At 64.2% G+C, this 26,238-nt stretch carries 23 protein-coding genes; 1 reads left to right on the forward strand and 22 read right to left on the reverse strand.

The window, feature by feature from the left end; all coding sequences use genetic code 11:
• Nucleotides 1-25: 25 nt before the first annotated feature.
• From dtd to C1A13_RS09670, 15 genes are all read right to left on the reverse strand, one after another.
• Nucleotides 26-484, reverse strand: a complete 459-nt coding sequence (gene dtd, locus C1A13_RS09600) for a D-aminoacyl-tRNA deacylase (RefSeq protein ID WP_101551452.1) — start codon at nucleotides 482-484, stop codon at nucleotides 26-28.
• Between the two features lie 31 nt (nucleotides 485-515).
• The gene (locus C1A13_RS09605; protein ID WP_101551454.1) at nucleotides 516-2,705 is read right to left on the reverse strand and encodes a RelA/SpoT family protein; all 2,190 of its coding nucleotides are present in this window, start codon (nucleotides 2,703-2,705) and stop codon (nucleotides 516-518) included.
• A 45-nt stretch (nucleotides 2,706-2,750) separates the two neighbouring features.
• Nucleotides 2,751-4,805, reverse strand: a complete 2,055-nt coding sequence (recJ, locus tag C1A13_RS09610) for a single-stranded-DNA-specific exonuclease RecJ (RefSeq protein WP_172439238.1) — start codon at nucleotides 4,803-4,805, stop codon at nucleotides 2,751-2,753.
• 274 nt (nucleotides 4,806-5,079) lie between these two features.
• A complete protein-coding gene (locus C1A13_RS09615; protein WP_101551457.1) occupies nucleotides 5,080-7,107 on the reverse strand; it encodes a bifunctional 4-hydroxy-3-methylbut-2-enyl diphosphate reductase/30S ribosomal protein S1 in 2,028 nt (675 codons plus the stop codon).
• On the reverse strand, nucleotides 7,104-7,706 hold the full coding sequence (locus tag C1A13_RS09620) for a lysophospholipid acyltransferase family protein (protein ID WP_101551459.1): 603 nt from the start codon (nucleotides 7,704-7,706) through the stop codon (nucleotides 7,104-7,106). Before C1A13_RS09620 ends, C1A13_RS09615 begins: the two co-directional genes overlap by 4 nt.
• Nucleotides 7,696-8,370 (reverse strand): (d)CMP kinase, encoded by a 675-nt coding sequence (gene cmk / locus C1A13_RS09625; RefSeq protein WP_101551461.1) that lies wholly within the window; start codon nucleotides 8,368-8,370, stop codon nucleotides 7,696-7,698. Before cmk ends, C1A13_RS09620 begins: the two co-directional genes overlap by 11 nt.
• A 14-nt stretch (nucleotides 8,371-8,384) precedes the next feature.
• Entirely contained in the window at nucleotides 8,385-9,620 is a 1,236-nt protein-coding gene (locus tag C1A13_RS09630; protein ID WP_101551463.1) for an NAD(P)/FAD-dependent oxidoreductase, read from the reverse strand.
• Entirely contained in the window at nucleotides 9,613-10,488 is an 876-nt protein-coding gene (locus C1A13_RS09635; protein ID WP_101551465.1) for a MurR/RpiR family transcriptional regulator, read from the reverse strand. Before C1A13_RS09635 ends, C1A13_RS09630 begins: the two co-directional genes overlap by 8 nt.
• 153 nt (nucleotides 10,489-10,641) lie before the next feature.
• On the reverse strand, nucleotides 10,642-12,087 hold the full coding sequence (locus C1A13_RS09640) for a 4Fe-4S dicluster domain-containing protein (protein WP_101551467.1): 1,446 nt from the start codon (nucleotides 12,085-12,087) through the stop codon (nucleotides 10,642-10,644).
• Between the two features lie 42 nt (nucleotides 12,088-12,129).
• Nucleotides 12,130-13,299, reverse strand: coding sequence for a SpoIIE family protein phosphatase (locus C1A13_RS09645; protein WP_101551470.1), 1,170 nt, complete (start codon nucleotides 13,297-13,299; stop codon nucleotides 12,130-12,132).
• Nucleotides 13,300-13,301: 2 nt separating this feature from the next.
• A complete protein-coding gene (locus C1A13_RS09650) occupies nucleotides 13,302-14,996 on the reverse strand; it encodes a [Fe-Fe] hydrogenase large subunit C-terminal domain-containing protein (protein ID WP_101551471.1) in 1,695 nt (564 codons plus the stop codon).
• Nucleotides 14,993-15,244: a (2Fe-2S) ferredoxin domain-containing protein gene (locus C1A13_RS09655; protein ID WP_101551473.1), complete on the reverse strand. Its 252-nt coding sequence runs from the start codon at nucleotides 15,242-15,244 to the stop codon at nucleotides 14,993-14,995. The genes C1A13_RS09650 and C1A13_RS09655 overlap by 4 nt, the downstream gene beginning before the upstream one ends.
• A 179-nt stretch (nucleotides 15,245-15,423) precedes the next feature.
• Nucleotides 15,424-15,960: a M48 family metallopeptidase gene (locus C1A13_RS09660; protein WP_101551475.1), complete on the reverse strand. Its 537-nt coding sequence runs from the start codon at nucleotides 15,958-15,960 to the stop codon at nucleotides 15,424-15,426.
• A gap of 11 nt (nucleotides 15,961-15,971) precedes the next feature.
• Nucleotides 15,972-16,250 (reverse strand): acylphosphatase, encoded by a 279-nt coding sequence (locus tag C1A13_RS09665; RefSeq protein ID WP_242970847.1) that lies wholly within the window; start codon nucleotides 16,248-16,250, stop codon nucleotides 15,972-15,974.
• Between the two features lie 766 nt (nucleotides 16,251-17,016).
• Nucleotides 17,017-18,099 (reverse strand): hypothetical protein, encoded by a 1,083-nt coding sequence (locus tag C1A13_RS09670; protein ID WP_101551479.1) that lies wholly within the window; start codon nucleotides 18,097-18,099, stop codon nucleotides 17,017-17,019.
• Nucleotides 18,100-18,332: 233 nt separating this feature from the next.
• Between C1A13_RS09670 and C1A13_RS09675 the strand changes: the two genes are divergently transcribed.
• The gene (locus C1A13_RS09675) at nucleotides 18,333-18,629 is read left to right on the forward strand and encodes a Dabb family protein (protein WP_101551481.1); all 297 of its coding nucleotides are present in this window, start codon (nucleotides 18,333-18,335) and stop codon (nucleotides 18,627-18,629) included.
• Nucleotides 18,630-18,774: 145 nt separating this feature from the next.
• On the opposite strand, the gene C1A13_RS09680 is transcribed toward C1A13_RS09675, so the two are convergent.
• The 7 genes from C1A13_RS09680 to C1A13_RS09710 form a co-directional block, all read right to left on the reverse strand.
• On the reverse strand, nucleotides 18,775-19,461 hold the full coding sequence (locus C1A13_RS09680; RefSeq protein ID WP_101551484.1) for a phosphatase PAP2 family protein: 687 nt from the start codon (nucleotides 19,459-19,461) through the stop codon (nucleotides 18,775-18,777).
• A gap of 40 nt (nucleotides 19,462-19,501) precedes the next feature.
• A complete protein-coding gene (locus tag C1A13_RS09685) occupies nucleotides 19,502-20,524 on the reverse strand; it encodes a glycosyltransferase family 2 protein (protein ID WP_101551487.1) in 1,023 nt (340 codons plus the stop codon).
• Nucleotides 20,521-21,693 carry a UDP-galactopyranose mutase gene (gene glf, locus C1A13_RS09690; protein WP_101551489.1) on the reverse strand — a complete coding sequence of 391 codons (1,173 nt, stop codon included), beginning with the start codon at nucleotides 21,691-21,693 and terminating at the stop codon, nucleotides 20,521-20,523. The genes C1A13_RS09685 and glf overlap by 4 nt, the downstream gene beginning before the upstream one ends.
• 219 nt (nucleotides 21,694-21,912) lie before the next feature.
• Nucleotides 21,913-22,659 carry an RICIN domain-containing protein gene (locus C1A13_RS09695; protein ID WP_101551490.1) on the reverse strand — a complete coding sequence of 249 codons (747 nt, stop codon included), beginning with the start codon at nucleotides 22,657-22,659 and terminating at the stop codon, nucleotides 21,913-21,915.
• A gap of 176 nt (nucleotides 22,660-22,835) precedes the next feature.
• Nucleotides 22,836-23,519, reverse strand: coding sequence for a Crp/Fnr family transcriptional regulator (locus C1A13_RS09700; protein WP_242970848.1), 684 nt, complete (start codon nucleotides 23,517-23,519; stop codon nucleotides 22,836-22,838).
• A gap of 185 nt (nucleotides 23,520-23,704) precedes the next feature.
• Entirely contained in the window at nucleotides 23,705-24,382 is a 678-nt protein-coding gene (locus C1A13_RS09705) for a peroxiredoxin (protein WP_101551492.1), read from the reverse strand.
• A gap of 136 nt (nucleotides 24,383-24,518) precedes the next feature.
• On the reverse strand, nucleotides 24,519-26,222 hold the full coding sequence (locus tag C1A13_RS09710) for an FAD-dependent oxidoreductase (RefSeq protein ID WP_101551494.1): 1,704 nt from the start codon (nucleotides 26,220-26,222) through the stop codon (nucleotides 24,519-24,521).
• Nucleotides 26,223-26,238: the final 16 nt, after the last annotated feature.

The following is a 26,238-nucleotide window of genomic DNA, read 5'->3' on the forward strand; positions in this document are numbered from 1 at the left end:
AAACGCCGCCGGGACCGGGCGCGGGTTATTTCTTCATGATTTCGTCCGTGTCGAGCAGGATGGTCACCGGGCCGTCGTTCTCGATCGACACGCGCATGTCCGCGCCGAAAACCCCCGTCTCGACGGGGGAGACGCCCGCGTCCTTCGCCGCGGCGACGAACCGCAGGTAGAGGGCGTTGGCCTCCTCCGGCGCGGCCGCGCCCGTAAAGGAGGGCCGCCTCCCCCGCCGCGCGTCGGCGCAGAGGGTGAAGTTGGAGACGACGAGCATCCCGCCGCCCACCTCCAACAGGGATTTGTTCATCTTGCCGTTTTCGTCCTCGAAGACGCGCAGGCCGGCGGCCTTTTCCGCGAGGAAATCCGCCTCGTCCACCCCGTCGCCCGTCACGACGCCGAGCAGGACCGCGAGCCCCTGCCCGATCTCCCCGAGCACCCGCCCGCCGGACGTGACCTTCGCGGACGAGACCCGCTGCAATACCGCTTTCATGGCGATCCCCCTACCAGTTTATTCCGGGCCGCTACTGCACAGACCTTGTGACGCTCGTCACGCCCGGGATCTTTCTGAGGTTTCCGATGATAAAGTTGAGCTGATCGATGTCGCTGACCGTGAAGGTCACCGTCACGATGTTCTCCCCCGTCTTGACCTCGCGGGCCATCAGGGTGCTGATCGAGATGCGCATCGTGGAAAGCGCCACCGAGATGTCCGCCAGCGCGCCGATGCGGTCGTCGGTGACGATCTCGATCGTGCTCTTGAAGTGCTCCTTCTTGGCGCTCTCCATCGCCCATTCGGCCCGCACCCAGCGTTCGGCGTTGTTCGGGTCGTTGATGGAGTTTATGACGTTCGCGCAGTCCTTTTTATGGATCGACACGCCGAAGCCCCGCGTCACGAAGCCGATGATCTCGTCCCCCGGCAGCGGGTTGCAGCAGCGCGCGAACTTGACCAGGCAACTGTCCAGCCCCTCGACGATCACGCCGCTCGAGGCGCCCTTCACGCGGTGCGGCTTGATTGGCACCCGCTCGGTCGGGTCCTCCGGCTCGACGGTGCGGTACATCTTGACGTAGTCCTCTTTGACGCGCGGCATGATCTTGGAGAGCAGCACGCCACCGTAGCCGACCGCCGCCAAAAAGTCGTCCACCACCTCGAAGTGCTGGCGCTTGGCGATCGCGAGCAGGAACTCCTTCGCCTTGCCCTCCGGCAGGGTGATCATGTTGCGGCGGAACTCCCGTTCCAGCTCGGCGCGGCCCTGCTCGATGTTCTCCTCGCGGCGCTCCTTCTTGTACCAGTTGCGGATCTTGTTGCGCGCCTCGGTCGTCTTGACGATCTTGAGCCAGTCGCGGCTCGGCGCGTGGTCCTTCGCGTTGGTCGTGACGACCTCGATGATCTGGCCGGTGCGCACCGGCGTGTCGAGCGCGACCATCCGCCCGTCGATCTTTGCCCCCACCATCCGGTTGCCCACCTCGGTGTGGATGGCGTAGGCGAAGTCGATAACCGTCGAGTCCACCGGCAGGGCGATCACGTCCCCCTTGGGCGTGAAGACGTAGACCTCCTCGGGCGAGAGGTCGCTCTTGATCGAGCGGACGATGTCTTCGACGTCGTCCGCCTCCTTCTGGTTCTCGATGAGCTGGCGGATCCACGCGAGGCGCTCCTCGAGCTTGTCGTGCCCGGTGATGCCCGCCTTGTATTTCCAATGGGCCGCGATGCCGTATTCCGCCGTGTGGTGCATATCCCAGGTGCGGATCTGCACCTCGAAGGGGATGCCCTCCTTGTCGATGACCGTCGTGTGGAGCGACTGGTACATGTTCGGCTTGGGGGTGGAGATGTAGTCCTTGAAGCGGTTGGGCAGCGGCCGGAAGAGGTCGTGAATGATGCCGAGGATGTTGTAGCACTCGTTGACCGAGTCGACGATGATGCGCACCGCGTAGATGTCGAAGATCTCCTCGAAGGCGCGGCCCTGGATGTAGACCTTGCGGTAGATGCCGTAGACGCTCTTGACCCGCCCGTCGATGTAGACCTCGCTGTATTCCGACGCGAGCCGCTCGCGGATCTTCGCCTTGATCTTTTCCAGGAAGCTTTGGCGGTCGGCCTTTTTGAGCTCGAGCATCTTTTCGATCTCGTGGTAGGCCACCGGGTCGAGGTAGCGCAGGGAGATGTCCTCGAGCTCCTCCTTGACCGCGCGGATACCAAGCCTGTGCGCCAGCGGTGCATAGACCTCCATCGTTTCAAGCGCCTTGTCGCGGCGCTTCTGCTCGGGCATGACCTCGATCGTGCGCATGTTGTGCAGCCGGTCGGCCAGCTTGATGATGATCACGCGCACATCCTGCGCCATGGCGAGCAGCATCTTGCGCACGTTCTCCGCCTGCTGCTCCTCGCGGGAGGTGAAGCTGATCTTGCCCAGCTTGGTCACGCCCTCCACGAGCAGCGCCACGTCCGCGCCGAACTGCTTCTGGACCTGTTCGGCCGTGACGTCGGTGTCCTCCACCACGTCGTGCAGCAGCGCGGCCTCGACGCATTCGCTGTCCATGCCGAGGTCGACCAGGATGATCGAGACGGCGATCGGGTGGGAGATATACGGCTCCCCCGATACGCGGCACTGGCCCTTGTGGGCCTCTCTGGCCACCTCGTAGGCCGCAAGGATCTTTTCGCGGTCGTAGGGACGGCCGCTCTTTTCGATCGCCTGCAGCAGATCTTCAATTACATAGTATTTCATTCGCTTCCTCCATCACGGGCGATTGCCCGCAACCAGGTTGCCGGTTCATACGCCGGCCGGCAGGCTTCGGGATTGCAGCTCCCGCAGGATTTTCGACTGGGAGATATCCACCTTCTGCGGATTGGGCACCACCGCCACATGCCTGCCGCCCGGGCCGCGGGTAACGAGGTGCATCTCGTCGAGCACGTCGATCGCGAGCTTCAGCTTGCACAGGCAGGAGATGTTCCCCCGCAGCTTCGCGTAGATCACCTCGTCGGGCGCCGAAAGGTTGCCCTTCGAGCGCAGGTAGCGGTAGACCACCGCGATGTCGTCCCGGCTGGGCACCACCTGCGCCCTCGCCGGCTCCTCCACCGGCTCGCTGCGGCGCAGCCGCTGGTAGACCTGCTCCGAGTGGTGGATCTTATCGTAATCGATCCCCGTCAGGTGGATGTCCTTCACCTTGACCGAGACGCGCAGCTCGCCGTTCCACTCCCCCACGTCGACCGTCGCGGCCAGATCGACCACCTCGCCGACCGCATAGGGAAAGTTTTCCTGCGACACGCCGAAATAGACCGCGTAAAAGACCGTGTCCTCCCCCGCGAACCGCAGCCGCAGGTGCTTGCCCTCCCCGATGGGGTAGACCCCCTGGAGGGTGCAGCCGGGAATTTGGAAGACGGGCAGCTCGTTGCCCGAGCCGAACGGCTCGAGCAGTGCGAGCGGCTGGATCGAGTGGACGTTGAGCTGGCGCGGCGAGAGGGCGCAGTCGATGTTGATCGTCTGCTGGGGCATCTCGGGGTAGTGCTCCGCCGCCCAGAGGTTGATTTTTTCGATGAAGGCGGGCAGCTTTTCCATCGGGACCGTCAGCCCGGCAGCCTGGTTGTGCCCGCCGTAGCGCACGAGCAGCTCGGAGCAGGAGTCGATCGCGTCGATGATCGAGAAGCCCTCGACGCTGCGGCCCGAGCCGCGCGCGTTCTCCCCCTCGACCGACAGCACGATGCAGGGCTTGCCGAACCGCTCGACCATGCGTGAGGCCACGATGCCCACGATGCCGTGGTGCCAGCCCTCGCCGTAGATGACGATCACCCGGCGGCCGAGCGCCTCGGCGTCCGATTCAAGCTGCTGCATGATCTGCCGGACGATCTGGTCCTCGATCGCGCGGCGCTTCTCGTTGAGGGAGTTGATCCCCCCGGCCAGCTCCTCAGGCTCGTCGCCGCCTCCCACGAAAAGCTCGATCGCGTTGTCGACGCAGTCGAACCGGCCCGCCGAATTGATGCGCGGCACGATGCCGTAAGCGATGTTCTCGCAGGAGAGCTGCTTATCCGCCATGCCGCACACCCGGATGAGCGCGGCCAGGCCCTCGTTGTCGGTGTTCTGGAGGCTCTCGAGCCCCCGCCGCACGATCGTGCGGTTTTCGCCGGTGAGCGGCACGATGTCCGCCACCGTCGCCACGGCGACGAGGTCGCCGTACTGGTCGAGCATCAGCTCTCCGTCGTCCCCCTCGAGCGCGCAGATGAGCTTGAAGGCCACCCCCACGCCCGCGAGATATTCGCACCCGCTCTCGTCGTCGAGGCGGTGCGGGTCGACCACCGCGGCCGCCGCGGGCAGCACCTCGCGCGGCTTGTGGTGGTCGGTGATCACCACGTCGAGCCCGAGCGAGGAGGCGTACTCCACCTCACCGATCGCCGTGATGCCGTTGTCCACCGTGATGACGAGGCGCACCCCGTCGTCGTGGATGAGCTTCAGCGCCTCCCGGTTGAGGCCGTAGCCCTCCCGGTCGCGCTGGGGGATGTAATAGCAGACGTCCGCGCCCGCGGACTCGAGATAGCTGTAGAGCACGACCGTCGACATGATGCCGTCGCAGTCGTAGTCGCCGTAGACGGCGATCCGCTCCCCATCGGAAAGCGCCCGCCGGATGCGCGCCACGGCCTTATCCATGTCGCGGATCGCCAGCGGGTCGGTCAGCGTCCCGTCCGGAGACAGGAAGCGTTCGATCTTTTCCCGGGTGTCATACCCTCTGCCGGCCAGCACCCGCACAGCAATCAGCGGCAGGCCCAGCTCGCTCGCGAGCCGCTTGGCCGCCGCCTCGTCGGGGCGCCGGACGTTCCAGCGTTTTATCGGCACGTAGATTCCTCCGTTTTCCGCAGATACCTCCCGCCGTCCCCGCGGAAAATCCGCAGGAAACCGGGCGCGGAGGCCGGAAGGCCCCGCGCGGCGGGAAAACCGTAAAAGTCATCGATGCTTGCCATTCATACAGTAAGAGATATTGTACCACTTTTTTGCCAAAAACACAATATACGGCTCCAAAGCGGTTTCTTCGGCAGGCCCCGTCCCAAAACGCCGCTCCCAAATGAAAACCGGCAGGACGCGAAGCGCCCTGCCGGTAAAACGGTTCTGTTTATTCCGCGGAATCCTCGGGGATCTCGCCCTGCGCGCCGTCCGGGCCGGCCTCGTAGACAACGGCGGACTCCTCGGCGGCGGGAGCTTCCTCCTCGGCCGGCGCGGGCGCCTTGTCGGCGAGCAGCGCGCGGATCGAGAGGCTGACGCGCTTCTTCTCGCTGTCGAGCTCGGTGATCTTCACCTCGACCTCCTGGCCGATCGCAAGCACGTCGGAGGGCTTGTTGATCCGCTCGTTGGAGATCTGGCTGATGTGGATGAGCCCGTCCACGCCCGGGATGATCTGGGCGAACGCGCCGAACGGGGTCATCGAGACGACCTTGACGGTGCAGACGGTGCCGACCGCGTAGTCACGCTGCATGATGACCCACGGATTGTCCTCCGCCTTCTTGTAGCCAAGGGAGATCTTCTTGTTCTCCGCGTCGATGTCCTTGATGTAGACCTCGACCGTGTCGCCCACGCTGACGATCTCGGAGGGATGCTTGATGCGGTTCCAGCTCAGCTCGGAGATGTGCACCATGCCGTCCACGCCGCCCAGGTTGACGAACGCGCCGTAGCTGGTGAGGGATTTGACGACGCCGGTGTAATGCTTGCCGACCTCGACCTCCTGCCAGAACTTCTCCTCGAGCTCGCGGCGCTGCTCGCGCAGGACCGCACGGATCGAACCGACCGCGCGTTTGCGCTGGCGGTTGACTTCCAGAATCTTGAACTGGACCTTCTTCTTGAGCAGGTCCTCCAGGCTGTCGTTGCGGGAAAGGGTGGCCTGGGAGGCGGGGATAAAGACCTTGACGCCGTTGGTCAGCGCCAGCACGCCGCCCTTGATGACCTCCACGACGGTGCCCTCGAGGATCTCCTCGGTGTCCACCGCGTTCATGACCTTCTCGAAACCGGCAATTGCATCGAGGCGCTTCTTGGAGAGCATCACGGTGCCCTCGACGTCATTGACGCGCACGACCAGCAGGTCCATCTGGTCGCCAACCTTGACGAGCTCCTCAGGCTTCGCGTTGGGGTCGTCGGTCAGTTCGGACAGCGGGACGTAGCCCGCGTGCTTGGTGCCGATGTCGACGGAAATCTCGTTCGGCGCGATCCCCGTGACGGTCGCTGTGACCTTCTCCCTGTTATCTATTGTTTTGAAGGATTCATTCAACATCTCTTCAAAAGAAAGCTCGTCCTGATCTTTAAGAATCTCACTCATGGTTTTATGTACCTCCTTAATTATGCAAGCCGGCGTCGACGCGCCCGCTGTAACGCCAATCCTAGTATAACCGCCCAGATCGAGATCATGCAGCTCCGCCGCAGACTCGATCAGAAAGGTGTCGCAATACGCCCCGCAGAGCTGCGCCAGCTTGGCGGTGTTGGAGCTTTTCCGGCCGCCGATCACGATCATCGCATCGCTTTGGGCCGCCAGCTCCCGCGCCTCAGACTGTCGTTTTTCAGTAGCAATACATATTGTATCAAATATTCGGAGCTTTGTACACACTTTTTTAAGTTTTTCTACACATTTTTCCCATTCCGGCACCGAAAAAGTCGTCTGTGCAAGCAGGGTGACGGGCCGGTTTCCACCATTATCCAAAATCGGAATGATTTTGTCAAGCTCTTCCGCCGAACGGAAGATGTGCGTCTCCCCCTCGCAGAAGCCCGCGATCCCCACCACCTCCGGATGGGAGGGGTCCCCCGCGATGAGCGTGACGCTCTCCCCCGAGTGCTCCGCCGCAAGCCGGTGGAGCTTCTCGACATAGGGGCAGGTCGCGTCGACCACCCGCGCGCCCGACGCCGCCAGCTCCTCGTAGACCTGCGGCGGCACCCCGTGCGACCGGATGATCACCGTCCGGCCGTCCGTGTTCTCCGCGGGGCTTTCGATCACCCGCACGCCCGCGCGCGCGAGCTCCTCCACGATCCGGGGGTTGTGGATGAGCTCCCCGAGCGTGCAGGCGGGCGTCCCCGAACGGGCCTCCGCGAAGGCGGCGTCCACCGCCCGCCGGACCCCGAAGCAGAAGCCCGCCGTCTTCGCCACCGTGATCCGTTTCAAATCCCGTCCTCCAGCAGCCTGACGATCTCGTCCATCACAAGGCGGCTGGCCTCCTTGAGCTCGTGCGGCGCGATCTCCGCGCCGAACCCGAACCGCGCGTTTTCGATCGGCTTTCCGTAGCGGACGGTCACCGGCGACCGGAAGCCGATCCGCTCCCCGAAACAGACGGCGCAGGGCACCACGTCCGCCCCCGTCTGCTGCGCGATCATCGCGACCCCCGACTTGGGGCGGCCGGGCGTTCCCGTCTTCGAGCGGGTGCCCTCGGGGAACATCCCCAGCACGCCGCCCCCGGTGATGATGCGGTCCGCCCAGTCGATCGCGCCGGTGTCCCCCTTGCCGCGCTCGATCGGGAAGGCACCCAGCGCGGTGATGATCCTGGCGAAGAGCGCGTTCTTCTGGAAGAGCTCCGCCTTGGCCATGTAGCAGACCTTGTGGCGCTTGACCGGGATCCCCGCCAGCACCGGGTCCCAGTTGGAGCGGTGGTTGGCCGCGAGGATGAATCCCCCGCCGTCGGGGACGTTTTCGAGGCCGACCACCCGGAACCGGAAGGCCAGCCGCAGGAAGACGGCGCACAGCGCCCTTACGACCTTATAAAACATCGCGCAGCCTCTCCTTCACCAGCTTGGTGAGCACCTGGACCGACTGCTCGAGGGTGTTGCCCGTCGTGTCGACGAGCAGGGCGTCGTCCGCCTGCTTAAGCTGCGCGATCGCCCGGTGCGAGTCGTTGTAGTCGCGCTGCCTGACCTCCTCGAGCAACGCGTCATAGTCGACGTCGTGCCCCTTGGCCTTCAATTCGTCGTACCGGCGGCGCGCCCGCTCCTCGGGCGACGCCGTCAGGAAGATCTTCACCTGCGCGCCGGGCAGCACGATCGTGCCGATGTCGCGGCCGTCCATGACCACGTCGTGCTCGACCGCCATATTCTGCTGGAGCGCGAAGAGGAACTGCCGCACCGCCGGGATGGCGCTCACATTGCTCGCGGCCATCGAGACCTCCGGGCGGCGGATCTCCTCCGACACGTCGTAGCCGTTGAGGAACACCCGCTGCTCCCCGTTCTTATAGCGCAGCTCCACCTTGATGCCGCCGAGCAGCCGCTCGACCCCCGCCGGGTCGTCCGTCGCCACACCGTTGGCGTTGGCGTAGAGGCCGATCGCGCGGTAGAGCGCGCCCGTGTCCACATAGATATAGCCGAGCTCCTTCGCGATCGCGCGGGCGATCGTGCTCTTGCCCGCGCCCGCGGGTCCGTCTATCGCTATCGAAATCATCCGTTTCTCTCCTTTTATCCGTTCCGATTGACGCCCTTCGCGGCCAGGAGGGCCGTCGACCAGGCAATCTGGAGGTTGTAGCCCCCAGTCAGCGCGTCCACGTCGATCACTTCCCCCGCGAAATAGAGCCCCTTCACGAGCTTGGACTCCATCGTGCGCGGGTCGATCTCCCGGACCGCCACGCCGCCCGCCGTGACCACCCCCGCCTCGACGGGCAGCAGCCCCGCCGGCGTGACCGGCAGCGCCTTTAAAAGCGCGGCGAACGCCCGCCGCTCCTCCCGCGTGACCGCGTTCACCTTGCGGTCGGGCGGAATCCCGCTCAGGCGCACCGCGACCGGGATGAGCTTTTTGGGCAGGAGCTGGTCGAGGGCGTTTGCAAAGTCGCGGTTTTTCGCCGCGGAAAAGTCCCGCAGCAGCCGCGCGTCGAGCTGCCGGTCGTCGAGCCCCGGCTTGAGGTCGATCTCCATCCGGAAGCCCCCCGGGTCCCCCGCCAGGTAGGAGGAGGCGGAGAGGACCAGCGGCCCCGACACGCCGAAATGGGTGAAGAGCATCTCCCCCAGCTCGGAGAAGACCGCCTTTCCCCGCGCGTCCCGCAGGGTGAGGGTCACGTTTTTGAGGGAAAGCCCCATCAGCTCGGCGCACCACGGCTCCTTCGCGCGCACCGGCACGAGGGAGGCCCGCGCCGGGACGACCGTATGGCCGAGCGCCTTTGCCAGCCGCCAGCCGTCCCCCGTCGAGCCGGTCGCGGGATAGCTGCACCCGCCGGTGGCGACGAGCACCGCGTCCGCGGAAAGCTCGCGGCCGTCCTCCAGCCGCACGCCCCGTACGCCTCCGTCCTCCGCCAGGATGTCAGTCACGCGCGCGGATGTTACCAGCCGCGCGCCGGACGCCTTCGCAAAGCGGACGAGCGCGTCCGCCACGTCGGCCGCCCGGTCGGACACCGGGAACACCCGGCCTCCCCGCTCGGTCTTGAGCGGCACGCCGAGCGACTCGAAGAACGCCATCGCGTCCGCCGGGGAAAAGGCGCTGGCCGCGCCGTAGAGGAAGCGCGGATTGGTGCGCACATTCCGCAAAAAGTCCTCGGGCGAGCAGTTGTTGGTGACGTTGCAGCGGCCCTTGCCGGTGATCAGCAGCTTGCGGGCGGGGCGCGCCCCCCGCTCGAGCACCGTGACCGACGCGCCGCCCTTCGCGGCGAAGCCCGCCGCGAACAGCCCGGCGGCTCCCCCGCCGATCACGACAAGGTCAGACACCGGCTTCCTCCCCGCGCTTTTCGTAGACCTCGTATTCGTCCCAGATCTGTTCGAGGCGGTCGTAGGTGCGGGCGATCTCGTCGTGCTTTTTCATGCCCACCGCCACGATCAGGGCGTTGATGAGGGAGAGGGGCGCGACGAGCGAGTCGATGAAGGAGACCATGTCGCTGCGCGCCATCAGCACATAGTCGGCGTTCTCTGCCAGCGGAGACTGGTTCGAGTCGGTGAGCGCGATGACCTTCGCGCCGCTCCGGGCGGCGAAGTGGGAGGCCTGCACCGTCCGTTTGGAGTAGCGCGGGAAGCTGATGCCGATGAACACGTCCTCCGGCCCGATGCGCATGATCTGCTCGAACATCTCGCTGCGGGAGGTGGTGTTGATGAGGCGGACGTTCGGGAAGATGTGGTTGAAGTAGAAGCTCAAAAACTGCGCGAGCGCCGACGAGGAGCGCACGCCGATGATATAGATGCTCTTCGCCGCGCAGATGCAGCCGACCGCCGACTCGAAATCGGCGCGGCTCGTCTCCTCGAGGGTGCGGCGGATCTTTTCGATGTCCTTGCCGAGCACCTTGGCGAGCACGTCGGCGTTTTCGAGCTGGTCGCTCGTCACGTCCATCCGCTGCACGGTGGTCAGCTTGTTGCGGATGAGCTCCTGGAGCGCCCTCTGCAGCTCGGGGTAGCCCGCGAAGCCCACCTCCGACGCGAAGCGCACGACGGTCGATTCGCTCACCCCCACCGTGCTGCCCAGCTTGCTGGCGGTCATGAACGCCGCCTTGTCAAAATGGTTGATCATGTAGTTGGCGATCAGCCGCTGCCCCTTGGAAAACTGCGGGGTCATTTTGCCGATGAGCGCCAATAAATCCTGGCCCATATCCGATCCTTTCCTTCTGCATCCTGCAAAACGCAAGGTGATCCTCTTTCAGCTTTCTATCATAGCGGAATTCCGCCGGAAAATCAAGCGCGTTCGGATAAAATGGCAGAAAAAATGCAGGACTTTTTGCAAAGTCCTGCATTTCGGGGCGGATTATTTGGCAATTTGTGTAACGGCGATGGCGTCGAGGATCGTTTTTTCCTTGGCGAGCTGGCCGTACTTGTTGACCTCGGTCTTGTCCTTGGGGCCATGGGTCACGCAGGCCGCGCCGCCGATGCAGCCGCCCACGCAGGCCATGCCCTCGATGAAGTTGTTGGGCAGCAGGTTTTTGTTCGCCTTGAGCAGCGCGATCCTGCACTCCTCGATGCCGTCGCAGGCGATCGGATTCGCCTTGAACTGGTCCTCCGGGATGCCGTGCTCCTTGAGCGCCTCGGCCACCGCGTCGGAGAGGCCGCCGCTGCGCGCGAAGATGCGCCCGTAGTAGGAGGCGTTGTCGAGCAGGCTCTCCTCGAGGTTCTCGACGTTCACCTCGCGCGCGTCGAAGAGGGCCTGGAGCTCCTCAAAGGTGATGACGCAGTCGATGCCGGTGATATGCTCCTGCTGGAACTCCATCTTCTTGGCGGTGCAGGGGCCGACGAAGACGCACTTCGCGGTGGGGTCGGTCCGCTTGATGAACCGCGCGACCGCCTCCATCGGGGAGGGGTTGTGGGAGATCTTGTCCACAAGCCCCGGGAAGGCGCTCTTGATGTAGGCGACGAACGCCGGACAGCAGGAGCTGGTCAAAAAGCCCTTCTCAACGAGCTCCGCGGCCTCCGCGTAGGCCACCATGTCCGCGCCGAGCGCCGCCTCGATGACGCTGTGGAAGCCGATCTTCCGAAGCCCCGTCACGACCTGCCCGGTCTTGGCATAGCTGAACTGGGAGGAGATCGACGGCGCCACGACCGCGTAGACCTTGTATTTCGTGTTGTTCTCGCTCTCCCGCATGATCGTCAGCGCGTCGAGCAGAAACGACTTGTCGACGATCGCGCCGAACGGACACTGGTAGACGCAGGCGCCGCAGGAGATGCACTTGTCGTTGTCGATCTTCGCGGAGTTGTCCCGGTGCATGCTGATCGCGCCGATTTTGCAGGCGTTCTCGCACGGGCGGGTGTACTTCATGATCGCGGTGTAGGGGCAGGCGGTCGCGCACTTGCCGCACTCAATGCACTTCTCCTGGTTGATGCGCGCCTTGCCGTCGCGCACCTCGATCGCGCCCGTCGGGCAGGCGTGCTCGCAGCGGTGCGCGATGCACCCGCGGCAGGCCGAGCCCACGTGGTAGCGGTTGACCGTGCACTCGTCGCAGGCGATGCGCAGCACCTCGATGACGTTGGCGTTCTCCTTGTCGCCGCCCATCGCCATGCGGACCCGCTCGGTGATGATCGCGCGCTCCTTGTAGACGCAGCAGCGCGTCGTCGGCTTGGGGCCGGGGGCGATGTCCATCGGGATGTCCCGGTAGGCGCTCTCGAGCGTCCCCTGGTCGAAGTGCTCGACAACCCCCTTGAGGACCTTGTATTTCAGCATCTGGACGTTGGTGTCGAAATTGCGTTCGGTAATTTGCATCTGTTACCCTCCATTGACGCGGCTGGCCGCGGGTTTGGTCATCTAGTAGTAGCTCACCCTTACCGTCTTGCCCATCAGCTCGAGGTATTTGGCGAGGTCTTCGATCAGCCGCAGCTTGATCGAAAGATCGATCGGCATATCCGGGTTCTGGTGGGCCGGGTTCATCGCCCGCCCCACGAAGAGGTTCACGTCGGTCGCGCTCTCAAAGAGCATCTGCGCGATCAGCGAGGCGCCGTCCTTCTTGCCGATCCATTCGCTGTAGGTGTCGGTGCCCGACGAATACCGCCGCGCGAGCTCGACGACGTGCTTCATCGTGAGCACCCCCTCGGTGCACAGGTCCACGCCCTCGATAAAGCCGATCGGCGGGATCTCGGGGTCGAGGTAGTCGAGGCAGGTCCTGACGGAGGTGTGCAGGTATTTGGCCACGATCGTGGAGGTCGTGCCCCCGCAGACGATCGTCTTGCCCCCCTGCCCGAAGAAGAGCCGCATGATCTTTTCGTCGTCCTCCGGGTTGACCGGCGGGCCGATCATCAGATTGACGAGCTGGCGCTCGCGGATGCGCAGCGCGGCCACCGTCGTGTCGTCGCCCGGCTTTCCCATGTAGAGATCGCGGCAGGCGTCGCTCACGAGCCCCGCCACCGCCTTGGCCGACATGGCCGCGTTGTAGTGGGCCTCGAGGTATTCGACGACGTTCGGCCGCTCCCAGCCGAAGTTGAGCGACTGGCCCACCCCCGCGTGGATGACGCCGTCGCTCATCGCGACGAACACGTCCCCCAGGCGCGCGGGGAAGCGGGATTCGTAGATCTTCTTGCCCGCGATCGTCTTCTCGGTCCGCTCGTAGTCGACGCTTCTGCCGTCCCGCAGCATGATCACGTCGGGGTTGTCGTACTGGATGAGGGAGACCTCGTCCCCGTGCACCTTGATCACCGTGAAGGTCGCGTAGGCCACCTGGCGCACCGAGCAGACGGGCAGCGTCTGCGCGATCGTCGTCACGCAGTCCTCCACGGTCATGTCGCTGTCCATCATCGTCGCGATGATCTTGGAGGTGAGGGTCGAGAGGATGTTCGCCTTGACGCCGCTGCCCAGCCCGTCGGCCAGCACCATCGTGAAGTCGCCGCTCGGGTTGTTCTTCACCTCGACGCGGTCGCCGCACAGCTGCTCGCCGTACTTGTTGAGGCTGATGTAGCCGTTCTCCATAAACAGTTTTTCCATGGCTACTCGTCCTCCGAGAGCACGGTGTTCTTGATCTTGGTCAGCGCGATCTTCGTCTCGGCGGTCGTTTCGCCCAGCAGCGACGCGATGTCCTGGACGATGCGCATCTGCTTTTCGATCACCTTGTCGGTGATGTCGATCGTCTGGGCGCGGCGCTCGATGTACTTCTCCCTGCGCGCCTGCTCCGCCGTGATGTCCTTGAAGATGCCGAACAGGCAGTGGTGGTCCGCGTCGCGTACCACCGTCAGCTCGACGTGCTTGTCGAGGTCCGCCAGGTACATCTTCTTGTCGATCACATCGTTGCCCGTCTCAAGCACATCCTGGAAATCGGTCGGGTCGATCAGGTCGATCACGTCCCTGCCGATCGCGTCCTTCGACTTGGGGATGTTGAAAAGGTGGCAGGCGGACATGTTCATCCGCTGGACGGTCAGCCGGTCGTCGAGCACCAGGATCGCGTTGGGAGACACCGCGAACACGTTGTTCGAGAAGCTCTCCGCGTTCTCCAGCAGGTAGGGCAGGCACATCGTGATGTCCGCCTTGCCGTTGTAGACCGCCTTGGCCTTGTCGCGGCAGGTCGGGTAGCCGCAGGAGCCGCAGTTGAGCTCGTCCTCCGGCTTGGTTTTGCCCATGCGCGCGAGGATGTCGGTGATTGCCGCCGCGGGCGGGTCGGGCTCGTGCACGAACTCGTTGGGGATGTGGCGCGCGAGGCCGAAACCGCAGGCGATGTCGAAGTCGGGCTTTTTGTCCTCGTCCGGCTGGGCGAACTCGTCCACCCGCACCCGGCTGCCGAGCAGGTTCTCCTGGTAGGCGCGCGCCGCGGGCCCGTTGATGCAGCTGCCCTCGCAGGCGCTCATCTCGACGAAGTACCCCTTGAGGCCGCCGCGCTCGATCGCCTCGATCGCGCGCACGCAGTTTTCCACCCCGTCGACCGCGATGTACTTGTAGCCGGTGCCGCGCGTGTGCATGCACTCGATGATGCCGCCCGTGCGCGGGAAGAAGCGGGAGGCGCGTCCCTCGCTCTCCGCCACCGGGGCGGGCGCGACCTCGATATGCCGCATCTGGAACCACTGCACGAGCTCGTCGAAGGTGAGCACGCAGTCTATGTAGCCGGGGACCTTCTGCATCTCGTCCTTTTTGGAGATGCAGGGGCCGATGAAGACGACGTAGGCGTCGGGGTATTCCTCCTTGATGAGCTTCGCGCTGGCCATCATCGGGGAGATCACCGGCGCGATACAGGGGATGACCGCCGGGAAATACTTCTGGATGAGGGTGACGACCGTGTGGCAGCAGGAGGAGATGATGACCTCCTGTTTGTGATCGCGGATGAGGTTTTCATATTCGCTCTTGACGATATAGGCGCCCTCGGCGGTCTCCCGCGCGGCGAACAGCCCGAGCTTTTTGAGGTATCCCTCCATCTCCCCGATCCCCGAGACGGGGAACTCGCTGATAAACGAGGGGGCGAGCGTCGCGATGACCCGCTTGCCGGAGCCCACCGCCCCGATCACCTCGGTCAGGTCGCTGCGCACGCGCTTCGCGTTCTGCGGGCAGACGACGACGCACCGCCCGCACAGGATGCACTCCTCCGGGATGATCTTCGCCTGGTTGTCGGCGAAACGGATCGATTTGACCGGGCAGGAGCGGATGCACTTGTGGCAGTTTTTACAGTTGGCCTTCTTGAGGCTCAGTACGTCGGTCATTGCGGCTGCAGCTCCTTCACGACCTTATCAATGAAAATTTCCCGGGCGTTGTCGGTGTTGAGCCCGGTGACGATTTCGTCGTTCACCTTGATCGTCACGCCGTGCTGGCAGTGGCCGAGGCAGAAGGACGCGTTCAGGCTCACCCGGTCCTCCAGCTTGTATTCCGCGATCAGCTCCTTGAACGCGTTGATGATGTTGTAAGAGCCTTTGAGATGGCACGAGCTTCCGATGCAGACGTAAATTTCCATGTCGTTTCCTCCGGTTCTTGTTTTCCCGGAGGGGCCGCTGTTTCGTTCCCCTTTTCCCGCGCGACGGCCCCATCCGTTTTCTTTCTATAAGGATACTACATTTCGGTTTCTTTTTCAATGTGTTAATTCTTTAACAATATGTAAAATCCTCCGCTCTTTTTGTCATTTCATCCAAATCCTCACGTTTTCAGCAGTTTACGCCGTTCCCTGTAGTCAGGCATCCATTTTGCCATCTCCGCGTGGAACCCCGCCTGGTGGTCGGGGTGCAGAAAGTGCACGTATTCGTGCAGCACCACGTATTCCACCGCCGCACGCGGCTTTCCCATCAGCTGCTTGTTGAGGGTGATGCGGTTCTTCGCCGGGCAGCACACCCCCCAGCGGCTCTTCATCCACCGCACCCGCAGCTCGGGCTTTTCCGGCAGCAGGCGCGCGAAGAGCGGATAGATCCGGTCGCTCACCTCCGTGAACGCCTCGAGACATTCCGCGTCGGTGTACGCCTCCCGCGCCGCCTCGGCCTCCCCCGCATGCGCCGCCAGGCGTTCCCGCGCCCGCGCGATCCACGCCGCGCGGCCCGCGACAAACCCGTCCACCTCGGAAAGCGGCGTGCGCCGGGGCGCGGAAACATGCACCGTCCCGTCGGCGCGCACCCGCAGATTGAGGTTTTTGACCGCCTTCCGGGTCAGCTCGTATTCCACGCCGCCCGCCGTCCGCGTCATCCCTTCCCCTCCTAATTCAGCGTGCGGAAGCCGTACTCCTCGATCGGATCGAGCTTTTGCACCGTCAGGTTTTGCACCTCGCTGTAGTGGCTGCCGCGCCGCACCGCCGCCGTAAACGCCTCCACCGCGTCGGGCGCGCCCTGCACCTCCATGTCCACCGCGCCGTCCTCCCGGTTGCGCACCCAGCCGGTGAGCCCCAGCCCCCGCGCCGTATAGCTGACATAGTAGCGGAAGCCCACCCCCTGCACATAGCCCTCTGCCAGCAGGTAAAGCCTCATCTTTTTCGCCACGGGCGTCTCCCCCTTTCCGGTGATCTCCATCGATTTTACCGCAAACGGACGATATTGTCGAGAGTCTGGCGGCCGCCGGCGGCTTTGGATTTTTTGCCCTGCGGGCGGCGGGCGCTTTACGGGAATTGCCGCCCGTGGGCGGCAAGAATCACGAGCGCGTTCCGCCGCGCGCCTCGGGTTCCTTTTCGGACGGACGAAAAGGAACCAAAAGTCCGCCTAAGGGACTTCCGCCTTGGGCGGCCTGCCCGGGCTGCGCCCGGAGCGCGCTACGCGCGACGGCCGATCTCCGGCCTAAGAGCCGCCTTCGGCGGTTGGCCTCCGAAACGCGGTCTGCGGACCGCAGTCGCGGGCGCTCCGCCCCGCGACCCCGGCTTGAGTCCGCTACGCGGACCCGGCCCTGCGGGCCGGAACTTTAAGCGGTATCCCCCGGGAGCACCTTGCCATGACCCGCAGGTTACAGCCGCTCCCCACGGGTACACCAGCTGAGGGCTCAATTCAGGTTGCGGGCGCTCCCAACGGGCGGGAACAGAGAGTGCAGAGCGACTGCCGTGAGGCGCATGCGCATTACTGCGGCGACCCGCGGGCCCAGTGTCGGGGGGGCCTCAGCGGATGTTCGCCTTGGGCATGGGCCGCAAAAGACAGGCCGGACGGCGGCGGGCCTGATTAAAGTCTTTGGGCGCTTTCTTCAGAAAGCGCGGAACAGGCGCGAAGCGCAAAAACAAAAGCCCGGCTTGCGCCGGGCTTTCGCTTTTTTCCGTTTCTCTTCCTACTCCGCGTAGGCGGCGGCCTTGCGCAGCGCCTCGTTGAAGGGGCCGACCGAGATCGTGACGGACGAGGCCAGTTCCCCGCCCGCCGGCGCGCCCTTCTCGGTGACGGAGAGCTCCTCCAGCTCGCCGACCGTGCGGCCCGCGGCGTACCGCGCGTAGGCCGCGGCCTGCTCGTACCACTCCTTGCCGATGCCCGACGCCTCGCGCATGCCGTAGCTGTCGCCCAGCTCGTTCTTTGTGCGGAAGGGGCCGTTCAGGTCGGAGGTGATGGCGCCCGAACCGTCAAAGCGCACGGCGCCCTGCGAGCCGTCGAGCACGCAGCTCGTGATCGTGCCGTCCGGTGCGAAGGAAACGGCCGCGTAGGTGGAATCCGCCTGCGCGGTCCCCTCCGATTCCCCCGCGCCCTTGGAGTTCCGCATGTTGGTGGCGATCCCGAGCCCGAGGGAATCCCCCTCGCGCGCGCCGAGCGCCTGCGCGTTCCGCGCCGCCTTCTCGATGCCGTCGATAAAGCCGCCCACCGCGATCGTCACCGAGGAGGAGAGCTCCGCCTCCGTGGGGGCGGTACGCTCGTCAAGCGCCATGCCCTTTACCTCCGCGACCGTCTTGCCGGTGACATAGGAGGCAAACGCCGCCGTCTGCTCATACCACTCCCTGCCGATGCCCGACGCCTCCGCGAGCCCGTAGTCCTTCCCGAGCTCCCGCTTGGAGGGGAACACCGTGCCCGCGTTGAGCGCGAGCGCGCCGTCCGCCGTAAAGGGAATCCTGCTCTGCACCGCGTCGATCGCGCAGGCCGCAATCCGTCCGTCGCCGTCCACCAGCAGGGCGACCGCCGTCGAACCGATGTCCGCCAGCCCCTCTTCGCCGGCCGCGGACGTGGAGTCGGCGGCCGAGGTGATCACCGCGAGCCCCGTCTTCAGCACGTCCGCCTGCGGGGCGCTCTCCCGGGAGGCGGTGTTCGGCTCGAGCGAGGCGGACGGCTGGCTGCCCCGGCTTTCGCCCCCGTCCTGTCCCGCCGCCCGGCAGCCCGCCAGCAGGCCTGTCAAAAGCAGGGCGCAGAGCGTCCATGCGGTCAATCGTTTCATACTTCTTCCTCCTTGCGGCCTCTGTCGGCCGGCAGAATTTTTGTTTTCCTTAGTATGCCAAATTCCGCGCGCCGCCCTCCCGGAAGTTTTTGGCACGCATAGCCGCGGGGCGCGCGGGAGTATATTAAGATTGTATAAAGAAGCATAAAAATGATTGTACCTGGAACGCATTTATGCTAGGATAATGGCATCAACAAACCGGCCGCGCGCCGGACAAAGGAGTCCAACACATCATGGTCAAGCACATCGTCATGTGGAAACTGGAAGAGGTCGCAGAAGGCAACACCCGCGAGGACAACGCCCGGCTCATCAAGCAGGGGCTCGAAGCACTGAACGGCGTCATCGACGGCATCCTGACCCTTGAGGTGGGGAAAAACATCAACCCCAAGGGCTTCGATCTCGTCCTCTACTCCGAATTCGTTTCGCAGGAGGCCCTCAAGGCCTACGACCAGCATCCTGAACACCTCAAAATGCGCGAATTCATCCGCAAGGTCATCACCGAGCGGGTCGTCGCGGACTACGAGGCATAACCCCCGGGATTTCAAAAACGGCCGCGCTGCGGCCGTTTTTTTGTCCGCCTCCGGCGGACAACGCCGAAATCCCGGCCCGCCGCGCGAAAAACCGCCCCGGCCCGCTTCTGCGGGCCGGGGCGGTGATGCGTGTGCGGCAGCGCCGTCACGGATTTTCAAATTTGACCTTGCGGGTCCGGATGGGCGCGGGACGGAAGGCTCTCGCGAGCTCGGCGCCGCGGTAGACCACGAAGTAGAAGGGCACCGCCAGCAGGATCGCCGCGAAGACGTCCGCGATCGAATGCTGCTTGATAAAGACGGTGGACATGCAGATGAGCACCATCAGGACCTCCGAGCCCCAGCGGACGGCCTTATGCCGCCGGCCGAGCTCGCTGCGGCGGATCGCGATGTTCACGCCGATCGAATTGAAGCAGTGGATGCTCGGGCAGACGTTGATCGGCGGGTCCGCCAGGTAGATCGTGCGCACCGCGTCGGTGAGCAGGTTGTCGCGCGGGAAGACGAGCGGCCGCAGGATCTGGCCGTTGGGGAATACCGTATAGATCGCGAGGCAGACGGTCATGCCGCCGAAGAGGAAGGCGCACAGCCGGAAATAGTCGGGCTTGGAGCGAACGAGGAAATAGCCCACCGCCGCCGCGACGTAGAAAAACCACAGCAGGTAGGGGATGACGAAGATCTCCTGGAAGGGGATCAGCGTGTCGATCCACGAACCCGCCCAGTGTTCGGGGCGGGCGTTGCCCTGCAGCCAGCCGAACCAGAGCATATAGGGCACAAAATAGAGCAGGAGCGCCGCATGCCGGTAATTGTAGAGGGTTGTCTTCCAGTTCCTTATCATATCAGATCACCTGTTTCCTCACGGGGTCCGGGCGCCGGACCTAGTTGAATTTATAGATCCGCCGGGCGAGGCGGTAGTTCTGGACGCTCAGCCGCCGCCCGAACGCGCCGGGCAGGTTGACGAACGTCGCGATCGACCGGTAGCGGATGGCCGAATACCATCCGGGGTTCTCCGCCTTCAGCCAGCTCCAGAGCGCCGCGCGCTTTTCCAGCGCCTCGGGGCTTCCGTCCACCGTCAGCAGGACGGAGGAGATCGTCATCATCATCGTCACATAGTTGAGCAGGTATTTCACCAGCTTGCGGTCCATCGCCGCGAGCCGCTCTCCCCGGTAGGCCTGCGCCATGAGCCGGGTCACCCGGAGCTGCTGGTCGATCCGCCGGATCATCACCGCCTCGTTCACCGACTGGTCCTCCCGGCCGATGTAGTAGCGGTAGAGGTCGAGGTCGAGATAGCAGAGGGTCTTCACATAGGGCAGCGGGATGTAGGCGAAGAGGTTGTCGACGTAGAAGGTGTGCTTGGGCAGCTCGAGCCCGCATTCCCGCAGCAGGGCGGTGCGGTAGACGAGCGAGTGCATGAGCAGGTACTGCCAGGGCTTGAAGGATCTGATCTCGCTCCAGCCGAAGATGCGCCCCACCGGCAGGGTGCTGCGGTAGCGCATCACGCGGCTGCCCTGCGTCTCGTGCTCGTAGACGTAGTTGCAGATATAGAGGTCGGCGGGGCTGCCGTTTTCCAGATGGCGGCGGATGGTCGCCAGCAGCTCCTTCGCGCTCGGCACGTCGAGCCAGTCGTCCGAATCGACCACCTTGAAATAGAGTCCCCGCGCGTTGCGGATGCCCTGGTTGACCCCCTCGCCGTGGCCGCCGTTCTCCTGATGGACCGCGCGAACGATCTCCGGATACCGCGCCGCGTACTCGTCCGCGATGCGGCCGGTCCCGTCCATCGAGCCGTCGTCCACCAGAATGATCTCCAGCTCCTCCCCGCCGCTCGCCAGCAGCGTCGAGATGCAGTTGCGCATGTACGCCTCGGAATTGTAGCAGGGCACCACATAGGTCATCAGCTTCATGCCGTCGCCTCCCATCCCGCGAGGATCTCGTCGGCGCGTTCGAGCGCCCGCGCGACGATCGCGTCCATATTGTAGTATTGGTACTCTGCGAGCCGCCCCAACAGGTAAAACCGGGGCACCGCGGAGATTTTTTCGAGATAGGCCGCGTAGAGCCGGTCGCTCCCGGGGTTTTTCACCGCGTAGTAGGGGATCTCCCCCGCCTTGCCGGCGTAGTCCCGCGCGAACTCCCTGACGATCGTCGTCCGGCCCGGCAGGTCCTGCCCGAGAAAGTATTTGAACTCGGTGATCCGCGTAAAGGGCATGTCGACCGTATAGTTGACGGTGCCCTTCGGCTGAAACCAGGTGACCGGCAGCGTCTCGAACTGGAAATCGAGGGTGCGGTAGGGCAGCCGCCCGAGCGAACAGCCGCAGAGCTCGTCGAGCGCGCCCGTGTAGACGGTCACGCCGCCGAACGGCTCCCCGTCCAGATAGACCCGGTCCTCCCCCACGCGCAGCCGCTCCGACGCCTCGGTCCCCAGCCGCACCTCGACGCCCGGATAATCGAGCATCCGCTCGAAGAGGGCGGTATAGCCCTTTGCCGGGATGCCCTGCCAGGTGTCCTGGAAATAGCGGTCGTCCTCCGAGACGAGCACCGGCACCCGTTTCAGCACCGAGGGATCCACCGCGTCGGGCGGGGTGCCCCACTGCTTTTCGGTATAGTGGCAGAAGACGTTTTCAAAGATGTATTCCGCGAGCTCCCGGAGCTCGGGATCGCTCTGGCGGCGCAGCTCCGCGATCGGGACCCGGCTGCCCGGCCCGTAGCCGGCGATCAGCCGCTCCCGCAGGCGCGCCGCCTTGACGGGCGCGAAGCAGAGGTCGACCGAATGGAGGTTGAAGGGGATGGGCACGAATTTCCCGCGGATGCTGCCGACCACCTCATGCCGGTAGGGGTGCCACTCGGTGAACCGGCTGAGGAACCGCCAGGCGGCCTCGCTGTTCGTATGGAAGATGTGCGGCCCGTAGCGGTGGACGAGGACGCCCGCGCCGTCGAGGCTGTCGTAGGCGTTGCCGCCGATGTGGGACCGCTTTTCCAGCACGAGCACCCGCTTGCCCGCCTCGGCCAGCCGTCGCGCCGTGACCGCCCCGGCAAACCCGCTGCCGACAATGACCGCGTCGTAGTTGTGTTCCATAGCCCGCTCCTTTGCGTTTCGTCTTCTGCTGACATAACGAGAGTATACCGCGGAAATCTCCAAGTTTCCTCTAAAGAGCCAAACCCTTTGAAAATCCCCACAAAGTATACCATATCCGGAGGGATTCCGGGACAGTTTTCTGTGAATTTCCTGTGAACCTTGTCATAAAAATGCAACCCCGCTATGGACGGGGTTGCATTTTGAGGGATTTTGTCCAGTTTATTTTTTCTCCGCGGCCTTCTTCGCGGCGGGTTTTGCCGCGGTCTTCGCCTTCGGCGCGGCCTTGGCCTCCGCCTTCGGGGCGGCCTTGGTTTCCGCCTTCGGCGCGGCCTTGGTTTCCGCCTTCGGCGCGGCCTTGGTTTCCGCCTTCGGAGCGGTCTTGGTTTCCGCCTTCGGCGCGGCTTTGGCTTCCGCTTTCGGCGCGGTCTTGGTTTCCTTCTTGACGGCCGGTTTCTTTGCCGCAGGCTTTTTGGCGGGGGCCTTGGGGGCGGCCTTCTTCACCGGCTCCTCCTTGGGCGCGTTGGGGTCCTCGACCTTCCAGAGCTGGTTGTCCCCGTCCATGTCGTCCCAGATCTGGATCGGCGCGCCGTTCTCGTCCGAGAGGCCGACGATATCCAGGCAGCGGCCGGAGAGCTTCGACTGGATCTTGTAGCAGCCGTTCGCGGCGGGGACGAGGAGCCATTTCTGGTTCTCCGCGCCGACGTCCTCCCACTGGTGGATCTGCGCGCCGTTTTCGGTGCCCGCCAGGATGACGTCCACGACCTCGCCCGACTGGCGGTTCACGATGCGGTAGCTGCCGCCGTCAGCCGGCTCAAACGCCCAGAACTGGTTGGCCGCGTTGGTGACGTCGTACATCTGGATGCGGTTGTTGGCGTCCGCCTCCATCGCCTTGCCGCTGCGCGCGGAGAGGATGCGGTAATAAACGCCGCTCGTAATTTTCGTGTGCTGTGCAGTCTTTTTCGCCATTTGTAACGCCCTTTCGCAATATCATTCGCCATTCATCCACGTTTCCTGCTGATATTATAGCACGCACCGTCATATTGTCAATTTTCTGGAAGCAAAAATAGTGATTGTGCATAAAAAAGATTTTTTCCATCCCCGCCGTGCAAACCATTTCACCGATTGTCGGACTGATTTTTCCGCTAAACCCGCTTGGAAAGGGCTTCCATCCCCTCCCGGTCGGTGATCTCCACCCCGCCGCGGAAGAGGGAAACCAGCCCCTCCGACTGGAAATACTTGAGCATCCGCGTCACGACCTCCCGCGCCGAGCCGAGGTTGCGGGCGATCACCTCCTGGGTCATGGAGAGCCGGTCCGTCCCCTCGATCTCCGCCTGCTCGAGCAGGAAAAGCGCGAGGCGCTTGTCGAAGCTCATGAAGAGCACCTGCTCCATCACCCACATCACGTCGGAGAACCGCGAGGACATGAGCTGGTTGGTGTAGTCGGACACCGCGAGAGACTCCTTTGACAGCGTGGAGTAGACGGTCGTGGGGATCAGCAGCGCGTCTGTCTCCTTCTCCGCCTCGACGTAGACGTCGAAGCTGATGTTGCGCAGCATGCAGGAGGCCGAAAAGATGCAGATATCCCACGGGAAAAGCCGGTAGAGGGTGATCTCCTTGCCCCCCTCCGAGAGGATGTACACCCGCACCTGCCCCTCCTTCACGAGGAAGAGCCCCGCGCAGTCCTCCGAACCCGCGTGCATCGTCTCGCCCTTCCCGTACCTGCGCGCCGTCACCGTCTCCCGCAGCCGCGCGCGCTGGATGTCGTCCAGCTTCTTCCAAAAGGGCAGTCCCCCCTCGAGGAACGCCTCGTAATCCGCCTGCAGCAATCCCGCCGCCCCCTTTCCGGTTCCTTCTGACGATATGATCCTATAGACGATATAATACCATAATCGTATGGTTTTGGAAAGGCCTTCCGCCCCTTCCCCGCAAAAACGGGCCGGCCCCGCGCAGTGCGCGGGGCCGGCCTCCAGGGGAGGTAAAAGAAATAAAAGATGTCAGCGTGTTTGGAGGGTCACTTTTTTTCGCGCCTGAAGCAGAGGAACCAGTCGAGGCAGTATTTTTCCTCGTCCTGCGACTCCATCCGCTCCTTGGCCACGCCGCAGGAGCCGGCGGTCGGGATGATGACGTCCTGTCCGGGGCGCCAGTTGGCCGGGGTCGCAACCTGCTCGGCGTCCGCCTTCTGGAGCGCGACGACGATCCGTTTGATCTCGTCAAAGTTGCGCCCGGTGGAGGCCGGGTAGTAGAGGATCGTGCGGATGACCGCCTCGGGGTCGATGACGAAGACCGCGCGCACCGCCTGGGTGGTCGAGGAGGAGGGCTGGATCATGCCGAACTTGTTGGCGACCTCCATCTTGATGTCCTCGATGAGCGGGAACTTGACCTCGACGCCCTTCATGCCGTTCCACTCGAGGTCCTGGATCTTGCGCAGCCAGGCGATGTGGGCGTAGAGGGAGTCGACCGACAGGCCGATCAGCTCGGTGTTCAGCGCCTTGAACTCGTCCGCCATCGTCGCGAAGGTCATAAACTCGGTCGTGCAGACGGGGGTGAAGTCCGCCGGGTGGGAGAAGAGGATCACCCATTTGCCCTTGTAGTCCTCGGGGAAGTTGATGGGACCCTGGGTGGTGACGGCGGAGAAGGAGGGGGCCTTGTCTCCGATGAGGGGCATGGTGTAGCTTCTGTTTTCTTCCATATTGCATTCTCCTTTTTTCGGGTCGGATTGTTGATGTTCGGGCAGTGGTAGTGAAGTGATTGATAACAGTAATTATTACCGTTTTTGTGTCTAAAGAATACCGCATCCGCGGCATCCTTTCCGTGACAAAGTCACTTTATTCCGTTTTGATTTTAACGCCGCAGGGATGGGCCGGCGAAAAGTCGTATCCCACCTTGCCCATGACCGATTCGTAGACCGTCCAGCCCCCCGAGAGGTTGTGGCACTCATAGCCGTGCTGCATGAGGATGCGGCAGGCGAGGTAGCTGCGCAGCGCGGTGCCGCAGGTGAGATAGACCGGCTTGCCCCGCGGGAACTCGTCGAGATGATCGCGCAGCCCGTCGATCGGCACGTTTTTGAAGCCGTCGATGCGGCCCTGCGCGTATTCCTCCGGCGAACGGGTGTCGACGAGGGTGACGCTTCCGTCGCGCGGGAGGGCCGCGACCTCGTCCCAGTGGAACTGCCGCACCCTGCCGGCAAGGAGATTTTCGATCACGAAGCCCGCGATGTTGACGGGGTCCTTCGCGGAGGAGAAGGGCGGAGCGTAGCAGAGCTCGAGCTCCGCCAGGTCGGCGGCGGTCATGCCCGCGCGGATAGCGGTCGCCAGCACGTCGCAGCGCTTGTCGACGCCGTCGAAGCCCACGAGCTGGGCGCCGAGGATCTTCCCCGTCCCCCGCTCGAAGACCACCTTCATCTCGAGGTTCCGCGCGCCGGGGTAATAGGCCGCGTGGGAGGTCCCGTGGATGTGCACCTTGTCACAGTCGAGCCCCGCGGCCTTCGCCGCGCGCTCGTTGAGGCCGGTCGTCGCGACGGCCATGTCGAAGAGCTTGAGCACCGACGAGCCCTGGGTGCCGCGGTATACGCTGGGGATGCCCGCAAGGTTGTCGGCCGCGATGCGGCCCTGCTTGTTCGCCGGGCCCGCGAGCGGGATGTAGCCAGGCGCGCCCGTCACGAAGTCGGTGATCTCCACCGCGTCCCCCACCGCGTAAATGTCGGGATCGGAGGTGCGCATGTGGGGATCGACGACAATCGCGCCGCGCGGGTTGACCGTAAGCCCCGCCTCCTTCGCAAGACGGCCGTCGGGGCGCACCCCGATCGACAGCAGCACGAGGTCGGCGTTCAGGACGCCCCGCTCGAGGGAGACGGTCACGCCGCCGTCCGGCGCGGGGGAAAAGGCCTTCACGCCGTTTTGCAGCAGCAGGCGCACCCCCTTGGAGGCGAGGTAGCGCTCGACGAAGCTGGCCATGTCGTAGTCGAGCGGGCCGATCACATGGTCCGCCAGCTCGACGACGGTGACCGAAAGCCCCGCCCGCGTGAGATTCTCCGCCATCTCGACGCCGATGTACCCGCCGCCGACCACCACCGCCGTCCTGGGGCGCGCCTCCTCGACGAAGGCGCGGATGCGGTAGGTGTCGGGAACGGTGCGCAGGGTGAAGATCCGCTCGTGTTCGATGCCGGGGATGGGGGGCCGCAGCGGTTCCGCGCCCGGCGAGAGCAGGAGCTTGTCGTAGGCTTCGGTGTAGCTTTCGCCGGTCGCGGCGACGCGGACGGTCACCGTCCTCTTCGCGCGGTCGATCGAGACGACCTCGCAGCCGGTGCGCACGTCGATGTTGAAGCGCTCCTTAAAGTTCTGCGGGGTCTGGAGAGTCAGCGATTTCTTGTCGGTGATCTCGCCGCCGATATAATAGGGCAGCCCGCAGTTCGCATAGGAGATATACTCGCCGCGCTCAAAAACGACGATCTGCGCCTCTTCGTCCAGCCGGCGCAGCCGCGCCGCGGCCGACGCGCCGCCCGCGACGCCGCCGACGATCAGTACCTTCATTTCGCTCCCCTCCTTT

It is taken from the genome of Anaerotruncus massiliensis (ex Togo et al. 2026) (assembly GCF_900199635.1).
Classification (GTDB): Bacteria; Bacillota; Clostridia; order Oscillospirales; family Ruminococcaceae; genus Anaerotruncus; species Anaerotruncus massiliensis.